Here is a 24,874-nt window from a genome sequence, read left to right on the forward strand (position 1 = left end):
ATCTGAAAAAGTTATCGGTTCCACTAAGGTACATCCTCCTTGGTAGCGCTTTCACTCTGGGCAATTTCCTGCGCCCAGCTACGATCATCATCATCGGGTCGCAACGGCTCCTGGTTCTGTCCCCGGGTGGGGGCAAACACCACACGGGTGAGCAACGGGAAATGATCTGAGCCGATGTAAGGAAGCCGGGTAATGGAAGCCAGCGTGAAATGGTGGCTGTGGAACAGGTGATCAAGAGGCCATCGTAACAGCCGGTAATCTGCGTGGAACGTGCTGTAAAATCCACGCCCTACCCTTGGGTCAAGCAAACCGCTGACTTTCCGAAACAACCGGGTCGTCGCCGACCAAGCTACGTCGTTCAGATCGCCCGTTACGATCACCGGCTCATCACTCTCAGCAACCCGACGCCCGACAATCACAAGCTCTGCATCCCGCTCCGTCGACTCGTCGTTTTCCGTGGGGCTGGGCGGTGCTGGATGTACAAAGTGAACCCGTACCCTCTCACCAGAATTCAGCTCGACCAAGGCGTGCATGGACGGAACCTGTTCTTCAACCAGCGCCAACAATGCCTCGGCGTTACGGTTATGGGTAAGTACGTTGGAAGTCAGTATGGCGAACGCTCGTTCTGGGCTCGTTGTCGGCGCGTCTTTAACTTCCTTGGGCCAGATCGCCGTATACGGCAAAATCCACCAGAGCTGAGCGCCCAGCGCACCCACGGCAACAAGAATCAACACCCAACTCAGAGGCCTGTTCAGATCAAGAAGAAACAGCTGCGCAATCACCAACAACACAACCAAAATCGTCAGCTGCAAACGCGGAAAGTCGAAGATCCGAACGCTCCAGTGGGGGTTACGCCAAAGGGGCAGCAAGGTCGCCACCGCGATGGTAATCGTAAAGACAGACAACGTGAGTAGTATCATGTTTCAAGTGTACATCAACGCCCTAGCCAAGCGCGCGCAAAGGCCGGATTATCCGGCGGCCACCTCGCACAAACAAAAACGGCCCCGCAGGGCCGCTTAAAACGCTTTACACTACTAAATTACATTCCCGGCATGAGTACCGTATCGATTACGTGCACAACACCGTTGGACTGCATTACGTCGGCCTGAATAACTTTTGCCATATTGCCTTGGCTATCCTCGATCATCAGCGTTCCACCCTTTGTGCTGAGCTTAAGCTGGCCACCTTGATCTGTTTTTTGATCAACTACCCCAGCACTTTTCGCGCGACGCAGATTAGAGCCTGCACAGGCTACCTGTGCAACCTGATTTCATCTTGGGCGCCGCTAGTGCAGGTTCTGAAATGCGCCCTTTACGTGAAGTGCCAACGCATCATTAAGTGGGTTTGAACCCCGCCGAACGAGTGCCAACTGATAAGCGCCAATCTCCGGCAAGCCCTGATTCGCAATTTCCTTCAAGGGCGGCCGCACCAGGCTTTGCGGAAACGGCGCAACGGCGAGGTCCGCAATCATCGCAGCCTCCTGACCAGAGCAATGCTCGCAGGTGTAAGCGATTCGGTACGGCATGCCAGCACGGGCAAGCGCCCGCAATGTCATCCGGCGCCAGGAACACCCCTCATGAGCCACCGCAATCGGCAAAGGAGATCGCAAATAGGCCGAAGCCCTTTCCTTGCCGGCCCAGACCAGAGGCTCTTCATGCATAACCTCGCCTCGGATATTCTGCACCTCATCGGCAACGGTAACCAAGGCCATATCCAACTCTCCCGCATCTAGCCGTGCCAGGTTCTGTTTACTCGAGCCAACTACAACATCCACCAACACGGCCGGATAGGAACGAGCAAACTGAGCCAGCACCTCAGGCAGGATTCGGGTGCCCACATCGTCTGATGTGCCAATCCCTACCTTGCCCTCCAGCGTCGGCGAAAGAAAATACTGAACCGCCTCCTCATTTAATCGCAGCAACCGGCGGCTATAATCCAGCAACGCCTCGCCTTCGGCAGTTAGCCGTACCTTTCTTGGTTCACGAATAAACAGACACTTGCCCAGTTTTTTCTCCAGCTGTTTGATCTGCATGCTCAGCGCTGAGGGCGTTCGGTGTACAAGCTTGGCAGCACCGGTAAACGTGCCGCACTCAGAAATCGCCACAAACGTTCTGAGCACATCATTGTCGAGCAACGGAATGGCCATTTGATCACGCCTTACGGATACAGATTTAGAAACGTTGCCTTAAGTATATCTGAAAGCAAAGCTAAGTTCTTTTCGTTTGATTGAACGCTAAAGAAAGGCCATCCTGATCTTTAGATGCACTGGCTGGGTATTGTTGTTGGCACAACCGGGTGCGTTAAGTCAGACATATCTGAATATAGGTGAAGGCAATGTTGGGCATCAGAAGCTATCACGAACTATCCGGCGTTCAGCCCCGCTCTTGGATGGCGAGTTACTCCCGCCGCCAGCAGTTTCGGCGTATGGTGCGCTCACTTCTGGCTGAAAAAGACGATGTGCTGTCAGATTTGGGTTACGAACGCCGAGATCTCTTCGTCGCGTTGAACCTACCGCTGCGTAGCGATGCTGTGGGCTATTTAGAGCAACACCGTATGGTGTGGGGCCGTGGTGGTGCTCGCAAACAGTAAGTCGCAACCCAGTTTCGGCTACAAGGATTGAGATCTCACGCCCGGCATTCGACGGAACGTGAGATCTTCCTTTATCCGGCTTTAGCCTGCTCCCGGAATAAAGCCCTACCAAGATTCTCAAAATATTGCCCAAAAGCGTCATTAATCTCCTGCCGCTGTCTCCCTTGTGGATAGAGCCCCGCCCTCGCCTCCTCAGAATCGAGGGTGCCACGCACCAGAAAGCTGTTAGTCGGTTCGCTATCCTCCACAAATGCCTCAAAAGCCCGGGCACAAAGCTCTTCAGGTTGAGCGTAATACAGCACATCCCTTTGCTTATCCGCCTGCTGTGAACACCGGAACAGATCGCTGGGTTGGGTGCCATCTTCATTCAATAGGATGGTTCGGAAACAATTGCTTAGTTGATTATTTAGCGAGTGCTCTTTCTGATCTGCGCTATTCAACCAGGCAACCGAAGCAAAGCCATGCTTGCCAGAGTTACGAAACGCTTTGCTTCCCATATAGTGATCGAAAGCATGACCAGACTCGTGAGCCAGACTGCCAGCTCCAGCGTTCTTCGCCAGGGCCAGTTGCCGGGTTGCGGGAATATAATGCGCCGCGACGCCGGGCCGGCCGCCGATGCCGTACTGAAGCCCCAGGGTACTGCGCAGAGAAATCAGATTCTCCGGTGCTCTCAGGATGGTCATGAGGTCAGACAAAGCCTGATGGAAACGGGGCGCCGCCCGGTCCCGCTCTTGCGCCGTGACCCACCGACCCACTTCGATGCTGCGGAAATCAAACCGGCGCCGTACCACGACAAAGGAAATCGGGATCTGTTCCGTCATCACTGCCCTCCCCGCTTAAGCGACCGCACGACATTGGTCATCACCCCAAAAACCTCCATCACCATATCGCCCTCGATGATAATTGGCTGCTAGGCCGGATTTCTTGGTAGCAAGCGCACCGGTATTGGTTTGAGGTGAAGCTGTTTCACCGTCATTTCTGATTCCAGGCTGGCGATGATGATGTCTCCGTGCTTGGCTCGTAGCGACCGATCAACCACCAGCACATCATTTGGGAAAATTCCGGCGTCAACCATAGACTCGCCCTGCACACGCACGAAGAACGTAGCAGCGGGGTGCTGAATGCAAAGCTCATTGAGGTCCAGGGATTTCTCAACGTAGTCCTCCGCCGGCGATGGAAAGCCGGCTGACACCCGTTCCAGGAAGAGCGGGATGTTCAATCGAGAGAACGATTCGTAGTCACCAAGCAGAACGCAGGACATGCTTTACACCGGAGACTGTTGTTATATACAGTATTCTGAATTGCGAAAGACCTGAGGTCAACCCGGGTGTTGTGAAAATCAACCATGCTCAGAGTATCGGCTGGTTGCTGTGAATGGCACAGGGAGGCTGTATGAAAAGCGTTATTCTGATATTTGGTGGCGGTTTGGTTGGGGGCATGATTGGGCCTGTTGCCGCACTCATTGGAGCTGCAGCGGGCTTTTTTATCGGGCGACATCTATCCTGACAGAGGGGGACAGCTTCTCATGTAGCTCGGTAAACTCCTGTAAAACCGAGCCGTATTGCTGTGGCACACACAACTACGGTGACATGGTGGGATAGCGAAGGACTAGAAACCGAAGCATCTCTCCACCCAGATTTAAACAACCCTGGATCAGATGTCGTTTTTAGTAACAACGGCGAGATATATAATGAAATTCAATTAAAATCAACTGACAGCGTTAGCTATATAAACGAACACCTTGAAAAATATCCAAACATTGAAGTGGTGGCTACGGAGGAAGTTGCATCAAAAATCGAAGGAGTCGAAAGCTCAGGCTTTTCAAACTCAATCATCGAGAAAGATGTTTCAACTGGCTCACATCAATTAATATCTGATAGTGACGCATCTGATTCTGTAACCGAAACCGCTTCATCAGCATTAACTGAAGATTCCATTGGATTAGGACCGATTAGCATTATTACTGGGTTGCTTTTTGGGATTTTTTGACTCTCTCTGGACCAACAAGTGCAGGCACGGCGTCCATTATTACATTGCACCTTCGGCTCCATTTCATGGGTGCGCATGCTGCAAGTGTTAAAGTGCGCTGCTTTTCTATTTTTGAACAGCGCTGACCATCGGCGCATGAATATCAATCGGTGTCAGGGAATGTACCGTGTTCATATCGCAACTTTTCCCGGTGCCACTAAGATTTCCGCAAAGAGCTCCTAATATGGCATTCTTGCGGTCAATCAAATGTGGCTCCGCTAGCGCTATGCAATGTGCTTCGGGATCCAACTGTAGACTGCTCTCTAACAAGTCAAGGCAGTCGAGCTAAACCGACTAACAAAACAGTTATTACACTTTAGTTTCTTAATTTTTCATAATACTGAAGGAAGGCAGGGGATAATGAAACGTATTCCAGTAAACCAAAAAGTGACTCAGATCAATATACTGATTTTAGCGAGTCTTTTCGCTAGCCCATATGCACAAGCTGCGTTTTCAGAGAAATGGGGTTATATCTCTGTCAGTGCAACTCTCCTATTTCTGTTCGCAATTTTTGGTCTAGGTGGATTGCAGATTTTGCGCGAACACTTTAAGCCTAAAAAATTATCTGATTTTGGTGGTAAGCTTTATGCGCTTGCTATAGAAGCAGAGTTACACCATAAAAAAGTTGCAACACAAGATGAAAATCTCGATAAGTGGGCCGACGACCATATTTGTAGACGCGTTGCTTTTTTATCACGATACATTGAACCTTTGGTAGATCAAGGTTTTGTTAGGTTCGAACAAGCGGTTAAAAAGGAAGACTTTGTACTAATCACCCGTTATTACGACTTAGTGCATTTTAGCCGTCTCGATTCTTACAGTAGGCAACGCGGTGATGAAGTCGAAATAAAGCGGTACCTAAAAAATCAATCTGATAATGAGCTAAGAACCTTTACACTTGAGAAGCTAATTCGGAGCTGCTTTTTGAATCAGAAGATTGGAGCCCCGAAAGCGGATCAACTTTGGGCTGAAATTTGTGACCAGTACGATAAAAATGCTGCAGGATAATCATTTTTTTTGGTCTCGAACCACAGTCCGATGGGCCTCCACTGGACGCCCTGGTCGGGCTCTGTTTATGCTGGCGCTGGAGCAACTATCCAGGTCACCCAAAATGGCCCTTTTGAGCGTTGCAAAAAGATCCGCTTTCCACTGTTCGTTCCAGCCAGGTATGGTCTCAATGCCATGACAACAAAGCGAACCTTTTTGCCGGACCGATGCGAGCCTGTTCAGAATGGTCTGAACGTTTACTCACGCTCAATGCTTTCCGTCCGTGAAAACGGGGTAAAACCCGATGGCCTCGTCGAAGTCAAAGGAAACCGTAGAGTGTTGACCGATGATGTAATATTTTCTTCACCGAGTGCGGCCTCTTCGACGCTGCTAGGATCCTAGTCACCGGGGCCGATACGGTGGCTAGATGAAAACGGTGTGAGCTTTAGAGAGAATCAAACGGCAAGCATGCAACCAAAGGCTGGAGTCGACCGGTAAATCGGTGACTGAGCAAAGCGTAAGGAAAAATCACATGGAGCAGTTTTCCATAGTCAAAAATTGCTGGGTTGCATGGCAAATGATTCCCGGGTATGCCTGCGAACGTTCGGTGCCCTACTGCTCGCCGATATTCGTAACCGGTGTAACCCCTCTGAAAACCGGAAAGGGGCACATAAAGCTTGAGTTTCTTAACGCCCTGTATGCTCAAGGCGTTCAAGATTTCTATCTCAATATTAAAGTACTCAAACGGGCTAAAGATTATTTGGTGGGAGAAATTATCTATTCCCCAGGGGAGGACTCCGGACGGGTGGCAGTAATAAGTCATATTGAATTTCAATGGCTTGAGCGCTTCTGTCCAGAACTGTGGTTTCACCGTCCGCCGAGTACAACATCTCACGGGACTAATAGCATCAGCGTCTATCTAAATGAGGTCTTTTTCCGTGAGCAGCCCTGAAATTGCGCTGTGCTCCACGGGTGCCGATAAATATTCAGCCTTACAGAAATGGGGATCGCATGTTAACGCTACAATTCGACGGAAATCTCTTGGGACGCGGTTTCTGGCTCTATGTGTGGCGGGTATCCGGTTCTGGTAAAACGGTACTCTATGTCGGACGGACCGGGGATAGCTCATCCCGGTTCGCCGCGTCCCCTTTCAACCGAGCTGGGCAGCACCTGGATCTCCGCCCGAGCGCACAAGCAAATATGCTTACACGGCAGTTGCGTTCTTCCGGTTTAGAGCCTGAGACCTGCCAGTTCGAGCTTTTCGCGCATGGCCCACTATTCGATGAGCAGTCCTCACTAGAACTTCATCGCGTGTATCGCGATAAGGTGGCACCGTTGGAGACTGGCCTAGCAGAGTGGCTGAAACAGAATGGCCATATTGTCATTGGCACTCATGGCAGCCGCCTGGAACCAGATGCAGAACTCCTTAAAGAGTGTATCGAAGAATTCCGGGCAGCCTTGGACATTTTGACACAACCACTATAAAAACTCGTCGTTAACTTTCCAGAAGCGTAGCGTGGCCAATGCCCGTTTCGTTTTACCCCGTTACTGCGGATACTTCTAAAAAAAGTTTGTCTCGAGCATCTTTTTTTGATGGGCCATCTACAGCCCCATGGGTCAGGTCAGGCACTGATTATCTATGAGCACGCAGTTTGCTATTAGCTGAACTCTCCGTTTTCCAGTTTCTTGAGAACCTCAAGCACACGCTCGCAACCCTCTGGTGACTGTATGACCTGTCGGGGAGTTTTCCCTCCCAGTGCCGGAACCGGACTTTTTAGCCATTCAAGAGCGATCTGTCTGGATTCAAATACAACCTCGGCCATCTGCAGAACTGAGAATGGGGTGCAGTTGAGATTATTAAACTCACTCATGTATCAAGTCCTTGTCAGCCCCGAGTGGTTATCCCAATAAAGACACATTAAAAGGTTCCAGAAAAGCGGTTGCCTCAGCACATATGAAGGTCAAAAGTCGCCACATCGTCTGTTTGTAGCGAACTTCTGCATCAAGCTAATTTCAGGTGTCGTCAGATAGCTATTGCGTGAGGTCCCAGTGCCCGCTACTTCTTTGGGTTGTTCGTTTTATGGATCTCCTCTGACCGTGACCAGAGACACCAGGCAGTGAGGACCGCACCGCCAGATATTCCAAGGGCCATCGCTGTCAGAATGCCCGTTTCCACGTCCATGATTCCTCCGTGTGCAATAATGAAAATTGCGGTAGTTACAGATGGCAGCGACAAAATGTTTCAGGGCATGAAGTATCTTTGTCTGAATTAACTTCTTGCTCCCAGTCACCCGCGCCCTGCTGCATCGGATGAAGCTGCAGTGCTGTTTTTAAACCTGATCGCCCTCGTCATAGATTAGCACTTTCGGCGGCAAGCCTCCCCCTCCCCCCACGTTTTTTAAAAGTGATTTTGAATTGAGGCTTATCGCAATAATTGCCGAAAGATAGCTTAGGCTTCTGCTTGATAAACCATGGGATTTGATTTTTCCTTCAGTCCTACCTAGACTCTAAATCTGTCAATTTTTTCTTTCTTAACAGGGATTAAGCAAGGTTCAGCCTAAATTTCTTCGTTTTATCTAACTTCTTGCTGCCCATGATTGACTTATCGCAAGTCGACCCGTCTTTCGAGCCGTAGCGCATCACAACCCAATCTTCGCCCTGGAGTGCGACTAGAAATGGATGACAGCCCACGATTAACCTCAGAAGAACAAGCGATTGATTCGTTGATTACGATCGCAGTAGAGGCATGGCGTTTCAAACGGGTATTTGAGCGGTTATTGGCCAAAGCGGACGCAGGGGAAACCAAGCGATACCAGAATCAGTTTGATTGGTTTATGAGGCAGGTTGAGGGGTCTTTGGCTAAAGCGGGTCTGAAGGTCGTTATTGTCGAGGGTCAGGCTTTCGATCCGGGCGTTGCTGTAACCCCTCTTAACATCGAAGACTTTGATGAATCTGAAGATCTCATCATTGATCAAATGCTGGAGCCGATCATTATGGGGCCGGAGGGCTTGATCAAGACAGGAACAGCGACATTAAGGAGTGCCGATAAATGACCTATTTCGTTGGGATCGATTTAGGAACAACCAACAGCGCAATCTGCTCATTCGACGGAACGGAGACGAGGGTATGGAAAAGTCCAGAACAGAATGACGTTACACCCTCTGCGATTTTTATAGATCGGCGTGGCAACAAATATATCGGTCAACGGGCTTACGACTCGGCAGCCCGCAGTCCGAATAATTCGGCGACGTTGTTCAAACGGTTAATGGGAACCAGCACTCCAATTGAGCTGCCGGCAGTCAACCAGACGAAGACGCCGGAGGAGTGTTCTGCGGAAGTTCTGAAGACCCTTTATGGCTATTTGCCTGAAGAAGTCAGGAATGATGGCGACACCGGTACCGTAATTACCGTTCCTGCTGCGTTCAATCAAATGCAAAAAGATGCGACTTTGAAGGCCGCTGAGATGGCGGGTATCGGCCAGGTTTCGCTAATGCAGGAGCCCGTTGCCGCTGTAATGAGTGTGATGAAGTCTCGAGACTCCGACGGTATGTTTCTGATCTATGACCTGGGTGGTGGCACCCTGGATATTGCTATTGCTGAAAGCATCGGAGGTCGGATTAATCTCCACGCCCATGGGGGTTTGTCTATGTGCGGTGGCAGAGATTTTGATAGAGCTTTGTGGGACAACATCACGAAACCTTGGCTTTTTGAAAATTTCCGGCTTCCAGATGATTTTTCGACTAATCCAGACTTTAAATCAGTTATTCGGCTAGCGACCTGGGCGACTGAGAAAGCAAAAATTGAGCTTTCGGCTAGTGAGGACACCGTAATCAGTCTCACAGAGATGGAAATGGGTGCCAAAGATCTGGACGGAGAAGAAATTTATATCGATATTCCTCTCACTCGTGCCGAGGTCGACCAATTAATAGCGGGCAGAGTCAATGAAAGTGTAGATGCAGCGAGAGAAACTCTAAAAAAAGCAGGCCTTACTTCTCACGACCTGGAGCGAGTAGTGTTCGTTGGCGGCCCCACGAATTATAAGCCGCTAAGGGACAAAGTTTCTTTCGAACTTGGCGTTCCTGCGAATACTGACGTTAATCCGATGACTGACGTTAATCCGATGACGGCTGTAGCAGAGGGAGCGAGTATTTTTGCGGAATCAATCGATTGGTCTTCTCAGACGCGTGGAAGGAAAGGAAATCGGGGCAACTTGTCCAATACCAGTGGAATGAAGGTCTCCTTCAACTACATTTCTCGGACGCCGGACACCAGGGCAAAGCTTGCTGTGAAAGTCGATGGTGAAATTCCCTCGGGTTCAGAATTTCAAGTTGAAAGCATTGATAGTGGTTGGTCCTCGGGAAGAGTCCAGTTAAACCAGGGAACCACAATTGACGTCAGCCTCTCTCAATCTGGTGATAATACGTTTGCAGTAACGGTTTTTGATGGAGCAGGCGGTAAGGTTGAGCTATCAGAGGACCGAATCGTAATAACTCGCACAGCTGCATCTGTGGATGCCATTCCCGCGTCACATTCTATTGCTTTTGAAATATTGAACAAAGTCGGCGGGCGCCCTGTTCCGGATTATTTGGTAAAGGCCGGTGATCAGTTACCTGCTAGAGGCGAACGGACATATAAAACCACTGAATCTCTCAAGGCGGGATCAGCCGGGTCCATCAATTTCATTCTGTGGGAGGGTGATATTGAGGATCCAGTCCGAGATAACAGGCCGATTGGTTCGCTAAAGATCTCGGGTCATGATTTCGATGAGGGGGTAATTCCAGCGGGCGCAGATCTGATTTGTGAGTACGAAATAACTGACTCAGGAAATGTTGTTTTTTCTGTGTCAATTCCTGCTGTTGGTGGAGTGTTTCATTCAGACAAAAACTTTTATTCGAGCCTGGATAGCTTGCAAGATTTCTCGAGATCTTCTGCCATCGTGGCGCAAGAAGGTGAGGCAACGCTAGCGCGAGTTGACGAGTTGGACGGACAAATAGACGATCCACGACTTCAGCGCGCTCGGGAAAAACTCGAATCTACGAAGGGGCTTGAAGACAACGGTGATACCGAGCGCTCTCAAGAAGCTTCGGAGAATGTTCTCCAAGCTAAGCGCCTCCTCGCTGAAGTAAAGAAAGCCCACCTGCCGGAAACCAGGCGGATTGAACTCAAGTTCATAGTCGAATTCTTTGACTCCTACGTGCGTGAACATGCGCGCCCCTCAGAGGAGTCGGCGTTCGATGCTCTTATTCGCACAGCAGAAAATGCAATTAAAGATGGTGACAACGCGTTTGAGAGTCTTCTAGATGAAATGCGCGGTAAAAATTTCGAGATTCTTTGGCGTCAGGATTGGTTTGTTGTTGAGAAGTTCAAAGCCATGGCACAGAGACCTTACCAATTCGCAAACAAGTCGCAGTTCGAGGGGTTAGTCGAAGCTGGCGTCAAAGCGATGGAGACTGGTGACATAAGTCAATTGAGAGGCATTGTCGGTGAGCTGTCCTCGATGCAGATCGGCGCCAGTTCCGGCGATGAATTGTTCGAAACCGCCAATATCGTGCGAAAGGCATAGTAAGGCGATGACGAGCTCTTTTTGGTTCAAGAAAGGAGACAACGTAGGAGATGAGGTCGAAATTTCTTCGCCGGTCTCCTGCGGTCTTGATTGGCAGACCTACGCTACTGCTGGAAACAGTCATCTGCTTATCGTAAGGGAGCCTCTCATCGACAAGTGGGTCGATGCTGGGCTCCTTGATAAAGATGTTTTTTCAAAACTACAGATGGGAGAAGAAGCATTTTTTACGATTCGCGCTAGTGCCGGTTACACGTTGGGTCCCGTGGATGAACTAAGTCAACCAGAACGAAAAGAGGATGCGCTGAGCTTTGCGGTTTCTTTAAAGGCAACTCGCGAGATATTAAAGGACAAACCTCTTGGCAATCCAATCTTCATTGAGCGGCTCTCTCGATTACTACCGACGGAGGATGATCGATTAAACGAACTTAGTAACGACGAGGTTCTGGGTTTCTGGTTGTCTGGGGGTGTAAAGGTTTCGGTTCTGGATTTTCGGAAACTTCACTCCTTGTGCTGGAGGATTCCGGTCAGCGATCTGGTTGACGTAGTGCAGGCAGGAGGATTTGAAGTTCCTAAAGACGCACATCTGCTCAGATCCAACCGTGGTTCCGTAGCCAAGAGCCGCACGGCGAACATTGATGAGGCTACCTCGCAAACTGAACAAAAAAGCGAGGGGGTGGCAACTCCAATCGGAACGACTCCGCAAAACTCAAATAACCAGTCAACAAAGTTTAAACTGCCTGGTCGTCCGTTTCTCGAGGAATTCTTTAACGAGCATGTGATTGATATCATATACAACCCTGAGAGATATCAGGCAGTTGGTATCGAGTTCCCGTCTGCTGTCATTCTTCACGGCCCCCCTGGTTGCGGTAAAACATTTGCAGTGGAAAAACTCTCAGAATTTATCGGCTGGCCTTGCTATTCGATCGACTCAAACAGTGTAGGAAGCCCTTACATTCATGAAACCAGTAAAAAGATTTCGGAAATATTCGATCAGGCCATAGATTCGGCACCCTCAATTGTTGTGATCGATGAGATGGAGGCATTTTTAGCGAATCGCCAGTCAGCCTCCAGTTCTGGATCCCATCGGATTGAGGAGGTTGCTGAATTTTTGCGAAGAATCCCTGAGGCAATATCAAATCGCGTTCTGATTCTTGCGATGACCAATATGATTGAAGCGATTGATCCTGCGATTCTTCGCCGGGGACGCTTTGACCATATTCTTGAAGTGGGCATGCCCTCAAAAGACGAGATTTTTGCGCTGTTCAGCAACCTTCTAGGGAATATTCCTCATGATCCGACACTTGATATCGAAAAACTCTCGGAGATTATGGAATGGCGTCCGCTGTCCGACTGCGCGTTCGTTATCCGTGAAGCCGCTCGGCTGACAGCAAAGCATGGTAAAAGCATGGTTGATGAGGAATGCCTCACTAAGGCAACCCTTTCACTGCCTCCTATAGACGTTAGCGAAAAACCGAAAAATATCGGTTTTATTTGGGATGAAAAGGAATAGCCATGGATCTTTTGGAAAACCCTTTTTTTAAGCTGGAAGCTACATCCCGAGATGATCGTCGCCGAATTATGGAATTAGCCGACGAGAAAGCTCTTTCTTTGGATGATGCAGAATGCTCAGAGGCAAGATCCATTCTCACAATGCCCCGCAAGCGCATTGCAGCTGAAATGGCTTGGCTTCCTGGTGTCGGCCCAAAACGTGCCAGCACCGTTATAGAATTGGTTAAGCAAAAGCCCTCAGAGGTCATGAATCTTGAAAAACTTCCCCCTCTTGCTCGTTGCAATGCCATTGCCCAAGGGCTCAGGTTATACAGCCCTAAAGATCCCAGTGAATTAGCGCAATGGATTGGGTGTCTCTCGTCTGTGTCGAGTGAACTGATTGCCGAGCAACTGCTGAGTGAAATAAATGAGGATCGTGTTGTTGCCGGATATCCCGAGGTGCCTGACGCCGAATTCATGGCAAATGCGTTGGCCGAACGGCGGAATTACTTTCGTCAGGTATTGATGGAGGCATTGGACCGACTCGACTCTGAGGATCTTGTTAAGTCGCTAACGGTGGCCATTGAAGAAATAACGCATTTAGGAGAAAGCCCCGCACCGAAGCTTTTGAACGAATTGATTGATGCATTTGAGGTGGAGGCTCAGGGTTTTCTCTCCGCAGAGAGCGAAAACATCAATTTGCTCGTTAAGAAAGTCAGGGAATCTTTTAACCACAACGCGAATGCAAAACGTTCCCAGGCACTTGTTGAACGGCTCTGCAAAACGGTCAAAAACTGGGACGTCGTAGCTCAGCCGATACAAGTGAGCCTCAAGAGTCAGGGCCTGTCGCATGATGAGAGCCGTTTGGTAGCGGCAGAGGTCAGGGATCTCTCTGTGGAGCTAGCAAACGACCACGGCCGTCTGGATTTGGCACAAATAATCACGGAAATGATTCAGGACGTCTTTGCAGAGGTTGTAGAGGTGGCAGACAGAGCTACTGAAGATGCAGAAGCTATAGAGAGAATTATTGAAGAGGCGGAAATCGAGGCCCAAGAGTCAAAGAAAAATGATGAGCAGTGGCGGCGCGATATTACCTTCAGTACAGAGATTGGAGCTATCTTCAAGAGCACGCTGAGTATTTCCCCGAGTGGAGTTTCGTGGAAGGAACAGCACATGAAGCTGGATGACATTAGCGGAGTGCGCTGGGGTGGGATACAACGCTCCTCAGGTACTACTTTTAGCATTATGTTGACCAGTAGGGGCCGCCGCCCTATCGATATTGAGCTCAAGAATTCCACCATATATTCAAAATTTATTGACTGCCTCTGGAAAGCAGTTGGTTTTAGGATTCTTGCCAACTTATTGGCTCAGCTTAATGATGGCCAAAAAGTTAAGTTTGGGGGAATTTTCGTCTCCGATGTGGGAATAGAGATGAAACAGGATTTGACCTTCAGAGAGGGTAAAACATTTTTATGTCCATGGAGCGATTGGCGCACAGGCAGCCGAAATGGCTCATTCTGCATAAGCCACAAAACGGATAAAAAGCTTTCTCAATGTTTGTCGTATCTTGAAGTCGACAATGTACATATCTTGGAAGCGGCCATGGGCGTTCTTTGGAAGAATGGCGGTGCTCGCTTAAGTGAAATTTTTAGTTGAGATACCGAATGGGTAATCAGGATAAGCCCAAAGGATTTGAGGGCCTTTCTAAGCTTGTTTCAGATCTCTCGGACCTTTCCAAACCTGAACCTCCGGTAGAGAGGACCGGTCCTCATTCTGCTAGCTCGGAGAGGAAAACAACCTCAACGCCAGCTCAATCTGGAAGCTCGAAGCCAGAAAATAAAAAGCAGGAGTCCGCTCCCAATCCAGACGGTACTTTGGGTGCCGGCGGTGCATTGATGATCGGATTCGTTGTGCTGTTAATTATCGGTGCGTTGGTGGCGAACAACGAAAGCGAACAATTTGACACTGAGGCTGGGTCTGAAGGCCAGAGTTCTTCGGCATCGGTTTTAGTCGATCAGAACTCTCAAAAACAAGATGTCTCTGACTCGAGCTCGGAGTCCAAAAAGATTTCGGGGAACACACAAAGTCAGAGTTCAACGCAATACAGTGATGAGCCAGTCAAAGCTCAAATATTTTCGACTAAGAAGCCGCCTGTTGGCACCAACCATGTTCATTCAATCAGCGAGATCAGATGGTGTCTGGCGCAGGACATTCGAATCGATGCCGTTCGAAGTTTTAACGAGACCCAAGCTGATGTTGCTGAATTCAATCGTTGGGTCGATGACTGGAATAGCCGTTGTGGCAGCTACAGGTACCGGCAGGGAAACCTTTCTTCGGCAAAACGGGACGTCGAGCCTCATAGGTCTGAAATACGGGATGCAGCGCGTGAGGCAGTTGCGGCAGAGCGACAGCAAAAAACGGCATCTCTTACGATGAAAATCCAACTGGCGCTCCAATCTCTGGGCTACAAACCCGGGCCAGCGGATGGGATATATGGCACTAATACTGCGGAGGCAATCAAGCGGTATCAACGTGAGAATAGTTTGTTGGTATCTGGTCAAGTCTCAGAAGAGTTGCTGGAGCAGCTGAAGTTTTCCAAAGCCATTAGGTAGCGGGATGCCTACCTGAGAGTGGACTGATTCTAGTGGAGTGGTCAAGCACTTTGTGACAACCCAGTTAAGCGGCTTTCCTCAGTTCGACAACCGCTGCTTCGAAGCCCATCGGGCTGATATAGCCCAGCGTTGAGTGCAGCCGTCGACTGTTATAAAACATCACAACGTAATTCAGAATATCCCGCTGTGACTCGGTGCGGGTCTGGTAGCTTCGCCACTGCACACGTTCCTTTTTCAAGCTCGCAAAAAAGCTCTCAGCGACCGCATTGTCCCAGCAATCGCCTTTGCGGCTCATGCTGCCAACAAAGCCGTTAGCGTGTAGCAACCGCCGATAAGCGTTGCTGGCATATTGAGAGCCCCGATCCCGATCCGAATGGACGACTAAACCGGGTTTCGGTTGCCGCTGCCAGATGGCCATGTTCAGGGCGTCTGTCACCAGCCTGGCGCTCATCCGCGATCCCATGCTCCAACCTACTATCCGGCGGCTGAATAAATCGATGAACACCGCCAGATACAGCCAGCCCTCCCGGGTCCAGATGTAAGTGATGTCACCGACGTACGCCCGATCAGGCTCAGCGGCGGTAAAATCTCGTTCCAGTACGTTGTCGAACACCGGCTGTTTATGGTCGCTGTTGGTGGTTACCTTAAACTTCTTCCGATACCGAGCTTTAACGCCTGCTTCGCGCATCAGCGACCGCGCCTTTTGCCGGCCTACTGGATAGCCCAGAGCGTTCAGGGCGTGCTTCATCCGCCTGGAGCCATAGCTCTTGTCGCTACTTTGAGCGACCTCCTTCACAGCCTCAATCATCGCCTCGTGCTCCGCATCCGGCAGCCTGTGGCGTTGACGCTGGCAATACCGGTAATAGGCATTGCGACTGACACCCAAGAGCCGACTCATTACGTCGACTGGCCAGGTCTTCTTATGCCGGGTGATGAACGCATACTTTAATGCGTTTCTTTGGCAAAGAAGACCGTCGCTTTTTTTAAGATGTCTTTCTCCATTTTCAGGCGGCGAATTTCTAACTGTTCAGCGGTCAGTTTGCCATTCCCTCTGAAAGCCTGCCCATCGACCGATTCATGCTCTTTAATCCAACGCCCCAGCATGTTTGAGTTGATCTCCAGACTGCGCGCCGCGTGGGCTCTTGAATATCCCTGTTCCAGCACAAGGCTGATTGCGTCCAGCTTAAATTCCTTTGAGTACAGCTTTCTTGTGGTCATGTACGTTCTCCAGTTTCAGGGTATTATTCCTTAACTGGGCTGGTCACATCCATTCAACCACTTCAGGATAAACGTGATCAGCCAATCATGTTCGACCCGGTCGAAGAACTTCCGGATATCCAAATCCAGCACCCAGTTCACTTTTCGTCTCTTGATCCCCACGTAGAGCGCATCCAGCGCATCGTGCTGCCCCCTGCCGGGCCTAAACCCGTAGGAGAAGCCAAGGAAATCTTCCTCGTAAATTTGCTGCATGAGCGCAACGGTTGCCTGCTGAACCAACTTATCTTCCACGCACAGAATGCTCAGTGGCCGCAGACTGTGATGGACCCCTGAGTCAAGACATCAATTGACTCGGTTTAAGTTGTGCACTCGACTTCACTTGCAGCTGGACGGCGCTGCCCCGTGTTTGCCTTTGCTTTGGCTGTTGCCGTTGTGTCTGATCTGGCTTCTGCGGTGGATACATCCCCTGTGGAGCGTAGCGGAACAGGGGATGTATCCACCGCGCGCGGAAATTTATCCACGATCATTGCCCCGCCACCGACAGCGGTTCTATGCACGATGTCGGGTGTCGTTTGCCCCAAGGACTGGTGCGGGCGCTCACCGTTATAGAAGACAAAGTACTTCGTCAGTCCGACCAGTAACTCGCCCATCGTAGCGTAGCCATTGAGATACACATCCTCATGCTTGACGCTGCGCCAGAGGCGTTCGACGAAGATGTTGTCGAATGCCCGCCCACGCCCATCCATGCTGATGACAATGCCTTCACGGGTCAGCACGTCCGTGAAGACGGCGCTGGTGAACTGTGCGCCTTGATCGCTGTTGAAGATTTCCGGCCGACCGTGGTTGCGCAATGCATCCTCTAGGCAATCGACGCAGAACACCGCTTCCATGCTGTTGCTGATCCGCCAGCTGAGCACCCGGCGCGAGTACCAGTCGATAATGGCGACCAGATAAGCGAAACCATGCGCCAAGCGGATGTAGGTGATGTCCGTGCTCCAGACCTGGTTGGGTCTGACAATCGGGACGCCGCGCAGCAGGTAAGGATAGATCTTGTGTTCAGGGTGTGGACGGCTGGTATTCGGCCCCGGCGCCATGCCGGCCAAGCCCATCTCCCGCATCAGGCGTTGTACCCGCTTGCGATTGACGGTGTGACCCGCCACCTTGAGGAATACGACCATCTTGCGGCTGCCGTAGAATGGGTGTCTGGTATACTCCTCGTCAATCAGGCGACCGAATAGCAGGTCGCTTTCATCGACCGGCTTGGGCCTTTGCTGCGCATAGGCTGTGGCGCGGGATACGCCGGCCAGAATACATTGCTGGACGACGCTGACCGCAGCGCCTTGGCTGATCCAGGCTTGCCGCGTCATGACTGGCTGATCCCAGACTTTTTTTTGAGCCAATCCAATTCCACCTTCAGCTTGCCGATCTCGCTGTAGAGCCGTTCTGGCTCCCGGTGGTCAGCCAGCGGCTTGGGGCCGCGCTTGCCTTCAAACAGGGTCTTGGCTTGCTCCTGTATCGCTTTCTTCCACTGACCAACCTGGACTGGATGTACGCCGTATTCCTGGCCAATCTCGTTGATCGTCTTTACGCCTCGTACGGCTTCCAAGCCAACCTTCCCCTTGAACTCCGAGGTGTGTACCTTCCGCTTCTTCGCTTCACTCATCGCTGCTAATCCCCTTATGACAAAGTACAGCTTAAACCTTTGTCTTGAAAACGGGGTCCACTATACCTCTTGATTGAACCCCTTCCCTCCACAGCCTCCGCAGGGCCTTGCAGCCCCTTGTTCGGTTGCTTCTGCGGTACTATGAGTTCATCCGACTTCCCGGACTCTCGCAGGGTCGTGAGGCTATTGACCTTCACCATGCGGCCTCCACAGGCTGAGTATGGAGGGTTGTCCGGGATCTCCCGAGTTCCGTACAGAGTGCTTATCTGCATGCTGAAGGTCTACGACTGCGGGAGAGTGGCCCATACCTTGCGGTTTGACGGTACTGGTCATGTTGCATTCTGCTTCGCTTAACAGCATCTGCCTCTCCAACTAATGATTTCGCAGCTCGATACTTCGCCTGCAGACACCCCTGTCAACACTTCACGGCGGCCCTTGCGGACAGTCGCGCATGACTCGGGGACGAAGCGGCCCGCCAGCCTTACCTCGTAGGGACTTTCACCCTGACACTCTGCCGATTTAGCTCGGCGTTCTAAGCGCCGTTAAATCGACCCACTTGTCCTCAGTCGATCTGCGGCACTTTTTTTGGAGTTCGCTCTAGGTCGACGTTCCACGGCAGCAGTGCTTCCAGCTTTTCTAGTGTGTCAGCGTCAGCAATGCGCTCCAGAACATGCTGGATATAAACAGACGGTTCCAGTTTGTTGGCTTTAGCGGTTTATGCCGAACCCAGAACTATGCCGAACTAGCTTTGTCGTTTGCGTAAATAAGCCGACACCACACCATTTTGGGTCTTTCACTAACGGTGCCGGTTCGGCATAGTTTGCGGTCAGCGACAATTCGGATACAGCGCCTCCCACTCTGATAGCAATGCCCCTCTCTCAGCAGTTGTGCGGCATAAAGATCAACATAATCTCCCAACGGGCCTTCGTACAATCGTCGAAGTACCTTTGGTAACTTAAAGTATGCATTGGCAGTCATCATGTCCTCTACTCCTCATCGAATGACGGAAGAGAGATCAAACTATGCCGAATAGGCTGACGGCAAGTCCGGGGAATACAGGCTTCCAAATGGGGAGTGCGGCATAGTTCTGGGTTCGGCATAAACTGCTCTATGCCGCATGCGGCATAGAGCAGTCTCGACTAGGGAATAACACGTGGCACTGGCACGGGCGCCCTGGGAGGTATCTGCAAAAAGCCATGCTTTTCGGCCAACTGCAAATGGACGGATGGCGTTTTCGGCCAGCACGTTGCTGATCTGTAGGTCGCCCCGTTCGCAGTAACCCACCAAGGTGGGCCACTGGTTCAACGTATAATCCATCGCGGTTCGTGTCAGGGTGCCCTTTGCGACTTTGCCAGCGTTGGCCTCCAGCCAGGTCTTCAGTGTTTTCAGTCTGGGTACACTCAGTTCCTGACGAATGCCGTAACGCTCGGCCACACTCAACGCTTTGATCTTGCGTTCGATGGCGTAAAGTTTGTTGATGTGACTCAGGGCCACATCGGCTTTGGACACGTTCGTGGGTTTGCCTTTACCTTGAGGCTTGGCCGCTTTGGTGGCCTCCACGAACTTACGTCGGGCGTGATCCTTATGCGGAGCTCCGCATAAGGATCATTATCCCAAGTCGATTTTTATGTGGAGTATAATGAGGGATCGCAGTGCTTATGGGCGCTGTGCAACTTTGTTTCTCGGGATAAAATACCTGTCAACATTCCATGGTGCAGGTCTCAGATGCAGCTCCGATTCGAGACATCCCTTTCAGGCGAAGCTTATGTGGCAACTCAAGGGTGGCGCATGGCGAGATTGCCAAGTTGCCCGCTACATCCGCAAGGTGGCTGTTCCTTTTCTCGACACGGCACATACTCCCGGGTAACGCCTACTGGTACGCGGATACCTCGCTGGTACTGCCCGAAGGGCCATCGCACGTTCAGCCTTTTGCCAGATTGTCTGGCCTCTCGTCTGCCCGGCACGCTCGTGGCATTGGAACGGGTTGTTCTGCATGCCGAACACGCCAGCAGTGTCGAAGCTGCGGCGAATACGTTGCGCCCCGATGATATCTCCTTACCCAGTGCCGCTCGATGGATCCGCCTCCGGACTTATCTGGTACGAGGCGCATTGGTCGGTGCTTTGCAGGCCGCACCGGTATTGTTTCGCGACTGCCAGCCAAGTCTCACGTCATTCCAAGGGAGACTACGGGGAACCGGTGTTTTGATGGCGCTGCGTACCACGCTCGCCGTTTATCTGCCAAGGTTACCCGCGCCCTTAGGGTTCGCCCCACGAAGCCCGCACTTAAAACGCATCCAACACAACTCTGGGGCAGACCCGCCCAGGGACTGGTATTAATGTTGTCACCGGAGCATTAAGGCAACTGCCGGAGATGAACGGTGCACAGCAAGCAGGTGGTACCCGATTTCGAGACCCAATTAGCCAAGGTTCAGGGCGTATGGCGAGACAACCGCAGCCTCAAGCGGGCTTCGATTAATCAGTATCTCTACTGGATACGCCGTTTTCATCATTACTGCACGGCTGAAGCCCTAAGCCCCAATGAGCAACTGACGCAGGTCGGCGTACACGTCTTTGCCCAATGGTACGCACGACGGCGGCGGGTCAATACGGAGAATAGTGGCCAAGGAGCGCAGTCTGCCCTGCGGGCATGGGCATTTGGATTAAGCGCCTTAGGCGTTGAGGTCCCTCCGTGGCAAGCCAGGATGGATGGCATTTTTCAACCCGAGCCCCAACTACAGGGTTTCGCCGAGCACTTACACCAACACCGCGGTAACCCGGAAGGGACCATTAAGAAGAAACTGGCCCATATACGTTATTTTTTGGCGTTTATGGGTACCCGACATCGGTCGTTGCAAGACCTTTTGCTAACGGATATCGATGCATTTCTGATGGCGTGTAGTAAGCGCTATGCCCGCACGACCACAGCTGACATTGGCTGTAGCCTGCGCCGCTATTTGCGTTTTCTGCTGACCACCGGACAGTTGCCCAATGATTTTGCGTCATTCGTCGTAACCCCTGTTATACGCCGCTACGAGCAGCCACTGCGGGCGCTACCGTGGGCGGATGTCCTCCGCATCCTGGCAGCCATTGATCGCAAGACGCCCGTCGGGTTGCGCGACTATACGGTACTCTTGTTGATGAGCTGTTACGGCTTGGGGGCTGGCGAGGTGATCCGTCTGACGCTCGACGATATCGGTTGGCAAGCCGCCACCTTGCATGTCGTACGACCAAAGACCGGTGTCGCCTTCGCACTGCCACTGTTGCCGGCACTTGCCCACGCATTGGTTAGCTACCTCAAGCGTGGGCGGCCCCGTCGGGCACCGACACGACATTTATTCCTATCAATGAGAGCACCCCATTACCCCTTGTGTGCGTCTTCAGCGATACGGCATATGCTCGCTGGGTATGCCCGGACTGCCGGCGTTACGGCCGCGTACCTGGGTAGCCATGTACTGCGCCATACACATGCATGCCGGCAGATGGAGCTAGAGACCTCGCCCAAGGTAATAAGCGACATTCTCGGTCATCGATCACCAGCGTCGCTTTCCGCCTATCTGCGCATTGACACCAAGCACTTACGCCAACTGCCTCTGCCGGTCCCCAAATGACGCTTATCTGCGCGGCCGAACTCGCCGAAGACATCGTCCATTTTGTCGCTTTCAAGCGTGCGATGGGGCATTCATACCAACGCAGTGAGCTTGCGCTTAAGAGCTTTCAGCGCGCTGTCGAGCATCGAGCCGGTTTACATGCCAAGGTGTCTTTTGATGTTGTACTGCATGAGTGGTTATCGCGTAACCCACATCGGCAGCCGGTCAGCGTGGGGCTGGAGTTTGGCGTCATCCGCCAACTCTGCCTGTATCGCCGTCGCCGGGATCCGGACAGCTTTGTGCCCGAACAGGACTGGGCGCCCATAAAGGAGTCGACCTTTCTACCGTATATTTTCACCCAGGACCAGGTCGTCCATCTCATCACCGCAGCCAGCGCTCATGATACCCGACATCTCTGTGCCGGCATGCTGCGAATGTTGTTGCTGATACTCTATTGTACCGGCTTGCGACTTGGGGAGGCGGCCCGATTGCAGCTGTCCGATATCGATCTGGAACAGCGGTGCTTTCTTGTCCGGGAGAGCAAAGGAAGGTCCCGGATGGTACCGTTTCTAGATGATCTGGCCCACGAGTTAAACGATTGTCTGCGGCTACGCAGACGCATTCTGGAAGCAATAGCAACCGCTGATCCCGGAGCACTTTTGCTGCGCAATAGCGGCCAAGCGCTACCGGTGAAGGCCGCGTCAGAGGCCATTCGTCGGCTGCTTCGTCGGGAAGGACTCAAGCCTGCCAGAGGTCGGACAGGACCGCGACCCTATGAGTTTCGACATGCCTTCGCCGTCCACCGGTTGACCGCCTGGTATCACGAGGGCGTTGATATCCATGCCCGGCTGCCTTGGCTCTCCGCCTATATGGGGCATGTCGACGTGCTCGGCACGCAAGTGTATCTGAGGGCTACGCCGGAACTGATGCGCCTGGCCAGTGAACGTTTCGCCCGACACTGGCACCACGTCGATAAAACGTCATGAGCAGAGAGCCCGATGATCCGCTGTTGGCTTACGTTGAGAGCTTCTTCCGCGACTATTTACAGCGATTGCGAGGTGCCAGCGCGCACACCGTGCGCGCGTATCGAGATACCCTACGACTGCTTTTCATTTACCTCGCGGACACCAAGGACAGCACCGTTGCCAACCTGCGACTGAGCGATCTGCACGTCGATGCGGTGGCCGCCTTTTTGACCCAGTTGGAATCGGATCGTGCCAACTCGATTGCGACGCGTAACTGCCGACGCGCAGCGATTCGCAGTTTCTGCAAGCATCTGATCCGCGTTGACCTTCCTCATGCCGAGCAGTATCAGAAGATTTTGGCCTTGCCTGCGAAGAAGTGCCGGCAAAACCTGGCAACCTATCTGGAAGCGGCGGAGGTACATGCCATCCTTGACCAGCCTGACTGCCGTACCGTGCTCGGCCAACGGGATTATGGGTTATTGCTGTTTCTTTACAATACGGGCGCACGCATCAGCGAGGCCCTGACCGTTTGTTGTGCAGATCTTCATTTGACACCACCCCGACAGGTGCGCCTCCACGGCAAGGGCAAAAAGGATCGGCTCTGCCCACTGTGGCGCGATACTGCTCAGGCACTTCTGCGCCTGCCTACCGTGCGCGACGGCGCGCCAGGGGCATTTGTCTTTGTGAATCGACAGGGCCAGCCATTGACGCGCGACGGCGCGGCCTATCTGCTTCAAAAGTATGTGGTAGCCGCGATCCCGACAGCCCCTACCTTGCAGCGCCGAAAAATCACCCCGCATGTGCTTCGCCACAGTTGCGCGGTCGCACTGTTGCAGTCCGGTGTCGACGTTACCGTCATCCGCGATTATCTCGGTCATGCCAGTATCGCCACCACCAGTCGCTATCTCACCACCAATTTGCAGATGAAACGAGAAGCACTCGAAGCCTTCTGGAAACGCGCCGGTATCGAACCGACAAATGCAAAGCCGTGGCAGCCAAGCGCTGACTTGCTCGCCTTCTTGGCGTCGCTGTAGAAGTTGGTAATTTTATCCCGTCAAAAGATCGCCCCACGGCCGCATGGACACTGGGATTCTCAGGCTACACTCCGGATAAAAATCGACTTGGGATAATGATCCCAACAGCCGATCCGGGTGATGCCGTTATTCCGACATACCTTGCCGTAACCCGAATAGCCATCGGCTTGCAGAATGCCCTTAAAGTCGTCGAGTAGGCGCACCGGCACTTTGCCCGCCCGTGATGGATCGTATTCAAACAGAACCGACGGTTGCCCTGGCGGGCCACCTCGGGTGACCCACATCCACTTATCAGACTGCGCCGTTTTTCCGTCTTCTTTCAGAACGTACATTCGGGATTCATCGGCTTGCAGGTAATCACTGCTGTTCTGCACTTCGCGCATCAGGTTGATCAGCGGTTTGAACACGTCATCCAGACGGATAACCCAGTGTGCCATGCTCGTGCGACTGATCTCATGACCCAAGCGTTTGAGCATGTGCTCCAGACGATACAGAGGCAGGCCATCAGCGTATTTCGAGGTAATGATGTAAGCCAGCAAAGACGTGGTGGCCGTGCACTTACCCAGCGGATGAACCGGGCGGGTGGCTGCCAGGATGCGCTCTTCACCATCCTGCTCGAACACAGCTTTTTCCTGCCAGTATTCCAGAACTTTCAACTGAGCGGGAATGAACTGCAGCTCTTCCTTAACCTTGGTAAAAAAGGTCTTACTGGCGCCAACTTTTTCTTCGTCGCTGAGGGTCAGTTCAATACGCTCGCGCAGCAGTTTGTCCGAGAAGCCACGCTGGCGACGTTTACGGGAAGCCGGTGGTGCCTCTTCCTCTACAACATCGTCTGGCAACTGATCGCGCAGAACATCGATCTCAGCTTCCAGCTCGGCCTCATCAAACAAATGAATCTGGCGTGCGGACTTTTCACTGCTGGCGCCGAACTGCTGAATCCGTTTCCAGCGCAGCAGTTCTTCAAGAATCTGGATATAGTGATCGCGTTGTTTGACCTCTTGATTGCGCTGTTGGATTTCAGCGCTCTTGGCGGCCAGTTCCTGCTGAAGACCTTCGACAGCCGACAGTAATTCAGCAGCTGAAAGGCCGCTGACATCGGGTGTTTTTGAAGGTGCTTCAGGCTTTAATCTCATGAACAAA

19 protein-coding genes and 6 pseudogenes are annotated in these 24,874 nt (G+C 51.9%); 13 read left to right on the plus strand and 12 right to left on the minus strand.

Going from position 1 to position 24,874, the window contains the following annotated elements; all coding sequences use genetic code 11:
• Positions 1–23 precede the first annotated feature (23 nt).
• From CPH80_RS05750 to CPH80_RS05760, 3 genes are all read right to left on the minus strand, one after another.
• Entirely contained in the window at positions 24–920 is an 897-nt protein-coding gene (locus tag CPH80_RS05750) for an endonuclease/exonuclease/phosphatase family protein (protein WP_227520373.1), read from the minus strand.
• 119 nt (positions 921–1,039) lie between these two features.
• Entirely contained in the window at positions 1,040–1,234 is a 195-nt protein-coding gene (locus CPH80_RS05755) for a fasciclin domain-containing protein (protein ID WP_096276018.1), read from the minus strand.
• A gap of 51 nt (positions 1,235–1,285) precedes the next feature.
• Positions 1,286–2,146 carry a LysR substrate-binding domain-containing protein gene (locus CPH80_RS05760; RefSeq protein ID WP_096276019.1) on the minus strand — a complete coding sequence of 287 codons (861 nt, stop codon included), beginning with the start codon at positions 2,144–2,146 and terminating at the stop codon, positions 1,286–1,288.
• Positions 2,147–2,334: 188 nt separating this feature from the next.
• Here CPH80_RS05760 and CPH80_RS05765 point away from each other — a divergent pair, with 188 nt between their 5' ends.
• Complete coding sequence (locus tag CPH80_RS05765; RefSeq protein ID WP_096276020.1) at positions 2,335–2,589, plus strand: hypothetical protein; 255 nt, start codon at positions 2,335–2,337, stop codon at positions 2,587–2,589.
• A 71-nt stretch (positions 2,590–2,660) separates the two neighbouring features.
• Here the strand turns inward: CPH80_RS05765 and CPH80_RS05770 are convergent, their stop codons facing one another.
• Entirely contained in the window at positions 2,661–3,410 is a 750-nt protein-coding gene (locus CPH80_RS05770; protein ID WP_096276021.1) for a CLCA_X family protein, read from the minus strand.
• Positions 3,410–3,850 (minus strand): annotated as a pseudogene (gene umuD, locus CPH80_RS05775) (translesion error-prone DNA polymerase V autoproteolytic subunit). Before umuD ends, CPH80_RS05770 begins: the two are co-directional and overlap by 1 nt.
• Before the next feature lie 305 nt (positions 3,851–4,155).
• On the opposite strand from umuD, the gene CPH80_RS21565 reads away from it, so the two are divergent.
• The 4 genes from CPH80_RS21565 to CPH80_RS21570 all read left to right on the plus strand — a co-directional run bounded on the left by CPH80_RS21565 (position 4,156) and on the right by CPH80_RS21570 (position 7,089).
• Entirely contained in the window at positions 4,156–4,578 is a 423-nt protein-coding gene (locus tag CPH80_RS21565; RefSeq protein WP_157746856.1) for a hypothetical protein, read from the plus strand.
• Positions 4,579–4,977: 399 nt separating this feature from the next.
• Positions 4,978–5,625, plus strand: a complete 648-nt coding sequence (locus CPH80_RS05780; RefSeq protein WP_096276022.1) for a hypothetical protein — start codon at positions 4,978–4,980, stop codon at positions 5,623–5,625.
• 511 nt (positions 5,626–6,136) lie between these two features.
• The gene (locus CPH80_RS05785; protein ID WP_096276023.1) at positions 6,137–6,556 is read left to right on the plus strand and encodes a hypothetical protein; all 420 of its coding nucleotides are present in this window, start codon (positions 6,137–6,139) and stop codon (positions 6,554–6,556) included.
• A gap of 248 nt (positions 6,557–6,804) precedes the next feature.
• A complete protein-coding gene (locus tag CPH80_RS21570) occupies positions 6,805–7,089 on the plus strand; it encodes a hypothetical protein (protein ID WP_157746857.1) in 285 nt (94 codons plus the stop codon).
• A 173-nt stretch (positions 7,090–7,262) separates the two neighbouring features.
• On the opposite strand, the gene CPH80_RS05795 is transcribed toward CPH80_RS21570, so the two are convergent.
• Positions 7,263–7,475, minus strand: a complete 213-nt coding sequence (locus CPH80_RS05795; RefSeq protein ID WP_096276025.1) for an MbcA/ParS/Xre antitoxin family protein — start codon at positions 7,473–7,475, stop codon at positions 7,263–7,265.
• Between the two features lie 804 nt (positions 7,476–8,279).
• Between CPH80_RS05795 and CPH80_RS05800 the strand changes: the two genes are divergently transcribed.
• From CPH80_RS05800 to CPH80_RS21970, 5 genes are read left to right on the plus strand one after another with little or no spacing between them, the layout of a single operon-like run.
• Positions 8,280–8,657 carry a hypothetical protein gene (locus tag CPH80_RS05800; protein ID WP_096276027.1) on the plus strand — a complete coding sequence of 126 codons (378 nt, stop codon included), beginning with the start codon at positions 8,280–8,282 and terminating at the stop codon, positions 8,655–8,657.
• Complete coding sequence (locus CPH80_RS05805; RefSeq protein ID WP_096276029.1) at positions 8,654–11,167, plus strand: Hsp70 family protein; 2,514 nt, start codon at positions 8,654–8,656, stop codon at positions 11,165–11,167. Before CPH80_RS05800 ends, CPH80_RS05805 begins: the two co-directional genes overlap by 4 nt.
• A gap of 7 nt (positions 11,168–11,174) precedes the next feature.
• Positions 11,175–12,677 carry an ATP-binding protein gene (locus CPH80_RS05810; protein WP_096276031.1) on the plus strand — a complete coding sequence of 501 codons (1,503 nt, stop codon included), beginning with the start codon at positions 11,175–11,177 and terminating at the stop codon, positions 12,675–12,677.
• 2 nt (positions 12,678–12,679) lie between these two features.
• Entirely contained in the window at positions 12,680–14,311 is a 1,632-nt protein-coding gene (locus CPH80_RS05815) for a hypothetical protein (RefSeq protein ID WP_096276033.1), read from the plus strand.
• An 8-nt stretch (positions 14,312–14,319) separates the two neighbouring features.
• Positions 14,320–15,267: a peptidoglycan-binding domain-containing protein gene (locus tag CPH80_RS21970; protein WP_197703615.1), complete on the plus strand. Its 948-nt coding sequence runs from the start codon at positions 14,320–14,322 to the stop codon at positions 15,265–15,267.
• 64 nt (positions 15,268–15,331) lie between these two features.
• Here CPH80_RS21970 and CPH80_RS05825 read toward each other — a convergent pair.
• The 5 genes and pseudogenes from CPH80_RS05825 to CPH80_RS05850 all read right to left on the minus strand — a co-directional run.
• Positions 15,332–16,485, minus strand: a protein-coding gene (locus CPH80_RS05825) for an IS3 family transposase (protein ID WP_096276034.1) whose coding sequence is annotated in 2 segments (ribosomal slippage) — positions 15,332–16,245 and positions 16,245–16,485 — 1,155 coding nt in all. Because the reading frame shifts where the segments join, the coding sequence is not laid out codon by codon here.
• Positions 16,486–16,554: 69 nt separating this feature from the next.
• Positions 16,555–16,797, minus strand: a pseudogene (locus CPH80_RS05830) (reverse transcriptase domain-containing protein); the annotation flags it as partial.
• A gap of 197 nt (positions 16,798–16,994) precedes the next feature.
• A pseudogene (locus CPH80_RS05835) lies at positions 16,995–18,148 on the minus strand (IS3 family transposase); the annotation flags it as partial.
• A 562-nt stretch (positions 18,149–18,710) separates the two neighbouring features.
• Positions 18,711–18,851: pseudogene (locus tag CPH80_RS05845) on the minus strand (transposase domain-containing protein); the annotation flags it as partial.
• A gap of 425 nt (positions 18,852–19,276) precedes the next feature.
• Positions 19,277–19,729 (minus strand): annotated as a pseudogene (locus CPH80_RS05850) (IS66 family transposase); the annotation flags it as partial.
• Between the two features lie 797 nt (positions 19,730–20,526).
• Here CPH80_RS05850 and CPH80_RS05860 point away from each other — a divergent pair.
• The 3 genes from CPH80_RS05860 to CPH80_RS05870 all read left to right on the plus strand — a co-directional run bounded on the left by CPH80_RS05860 (position 20,527) and on the right by CPH80_RS05870 (position 23,734).
• Entirely contained in the window at positions 20,527–21,756 is a 1,230-nt protein-coding gene (locus CPH80_RS05860; protein WP_096276038.1) for a site-specific integrase, read from the plus strand.
• Positions 21,757–21,818: 62 nt separating this feature from the next.
• A complete protein-coding gene (locus tag CPH80_RS05865; RefSeq protein WP_227520374.1) occupies positions 21,819–22,721 on the plus strand; it encodes a tyrosine-type recombinase/integrase in 903 nt (300 codons plus the stop codon).
• Positions 22,718–23,734 carry a site-specific integrase gene (locus tag CPH80_RS05870; RefSeq protein WP_096276042.1) on the plus strand — a complete coding sequence of 339 codons (1,017 nt, stop codon included), beginning with the start codon at positions 22,718–22,720 and terminating at the stop codon, positions 23,732–23,734. The genes CPH80_RS05865 and CPH80_RS05870 overlap by 4 nt, the downstream gene beginning before the upstream one ends.
• Before the next feature lie 95 nt (positions 23,735–23,829).
• Here CPH80_RS05870 and tnpC read toward each other — a convergent pair.
• Positions 23,830–24,873 (minus strand): annotated as a pseudogene (gene tnpC / locus CPH80_RS05875) (IS66 family transposase); the annotation flags it as partial.
• Between the last annotated feature and the right edge of the window lies 1 nt (position 24,874).

The sequence above is a fragment of the Marinobacter sp. LV10R510-11A genome (assembly GCF_900215155.1).
Classification (GTDB): domain Bacteria; phylum Pseudomonadota; class Gammaproteobacteria; order Pseudomonadales; family Oleiphilaceae; genus Marinobacter.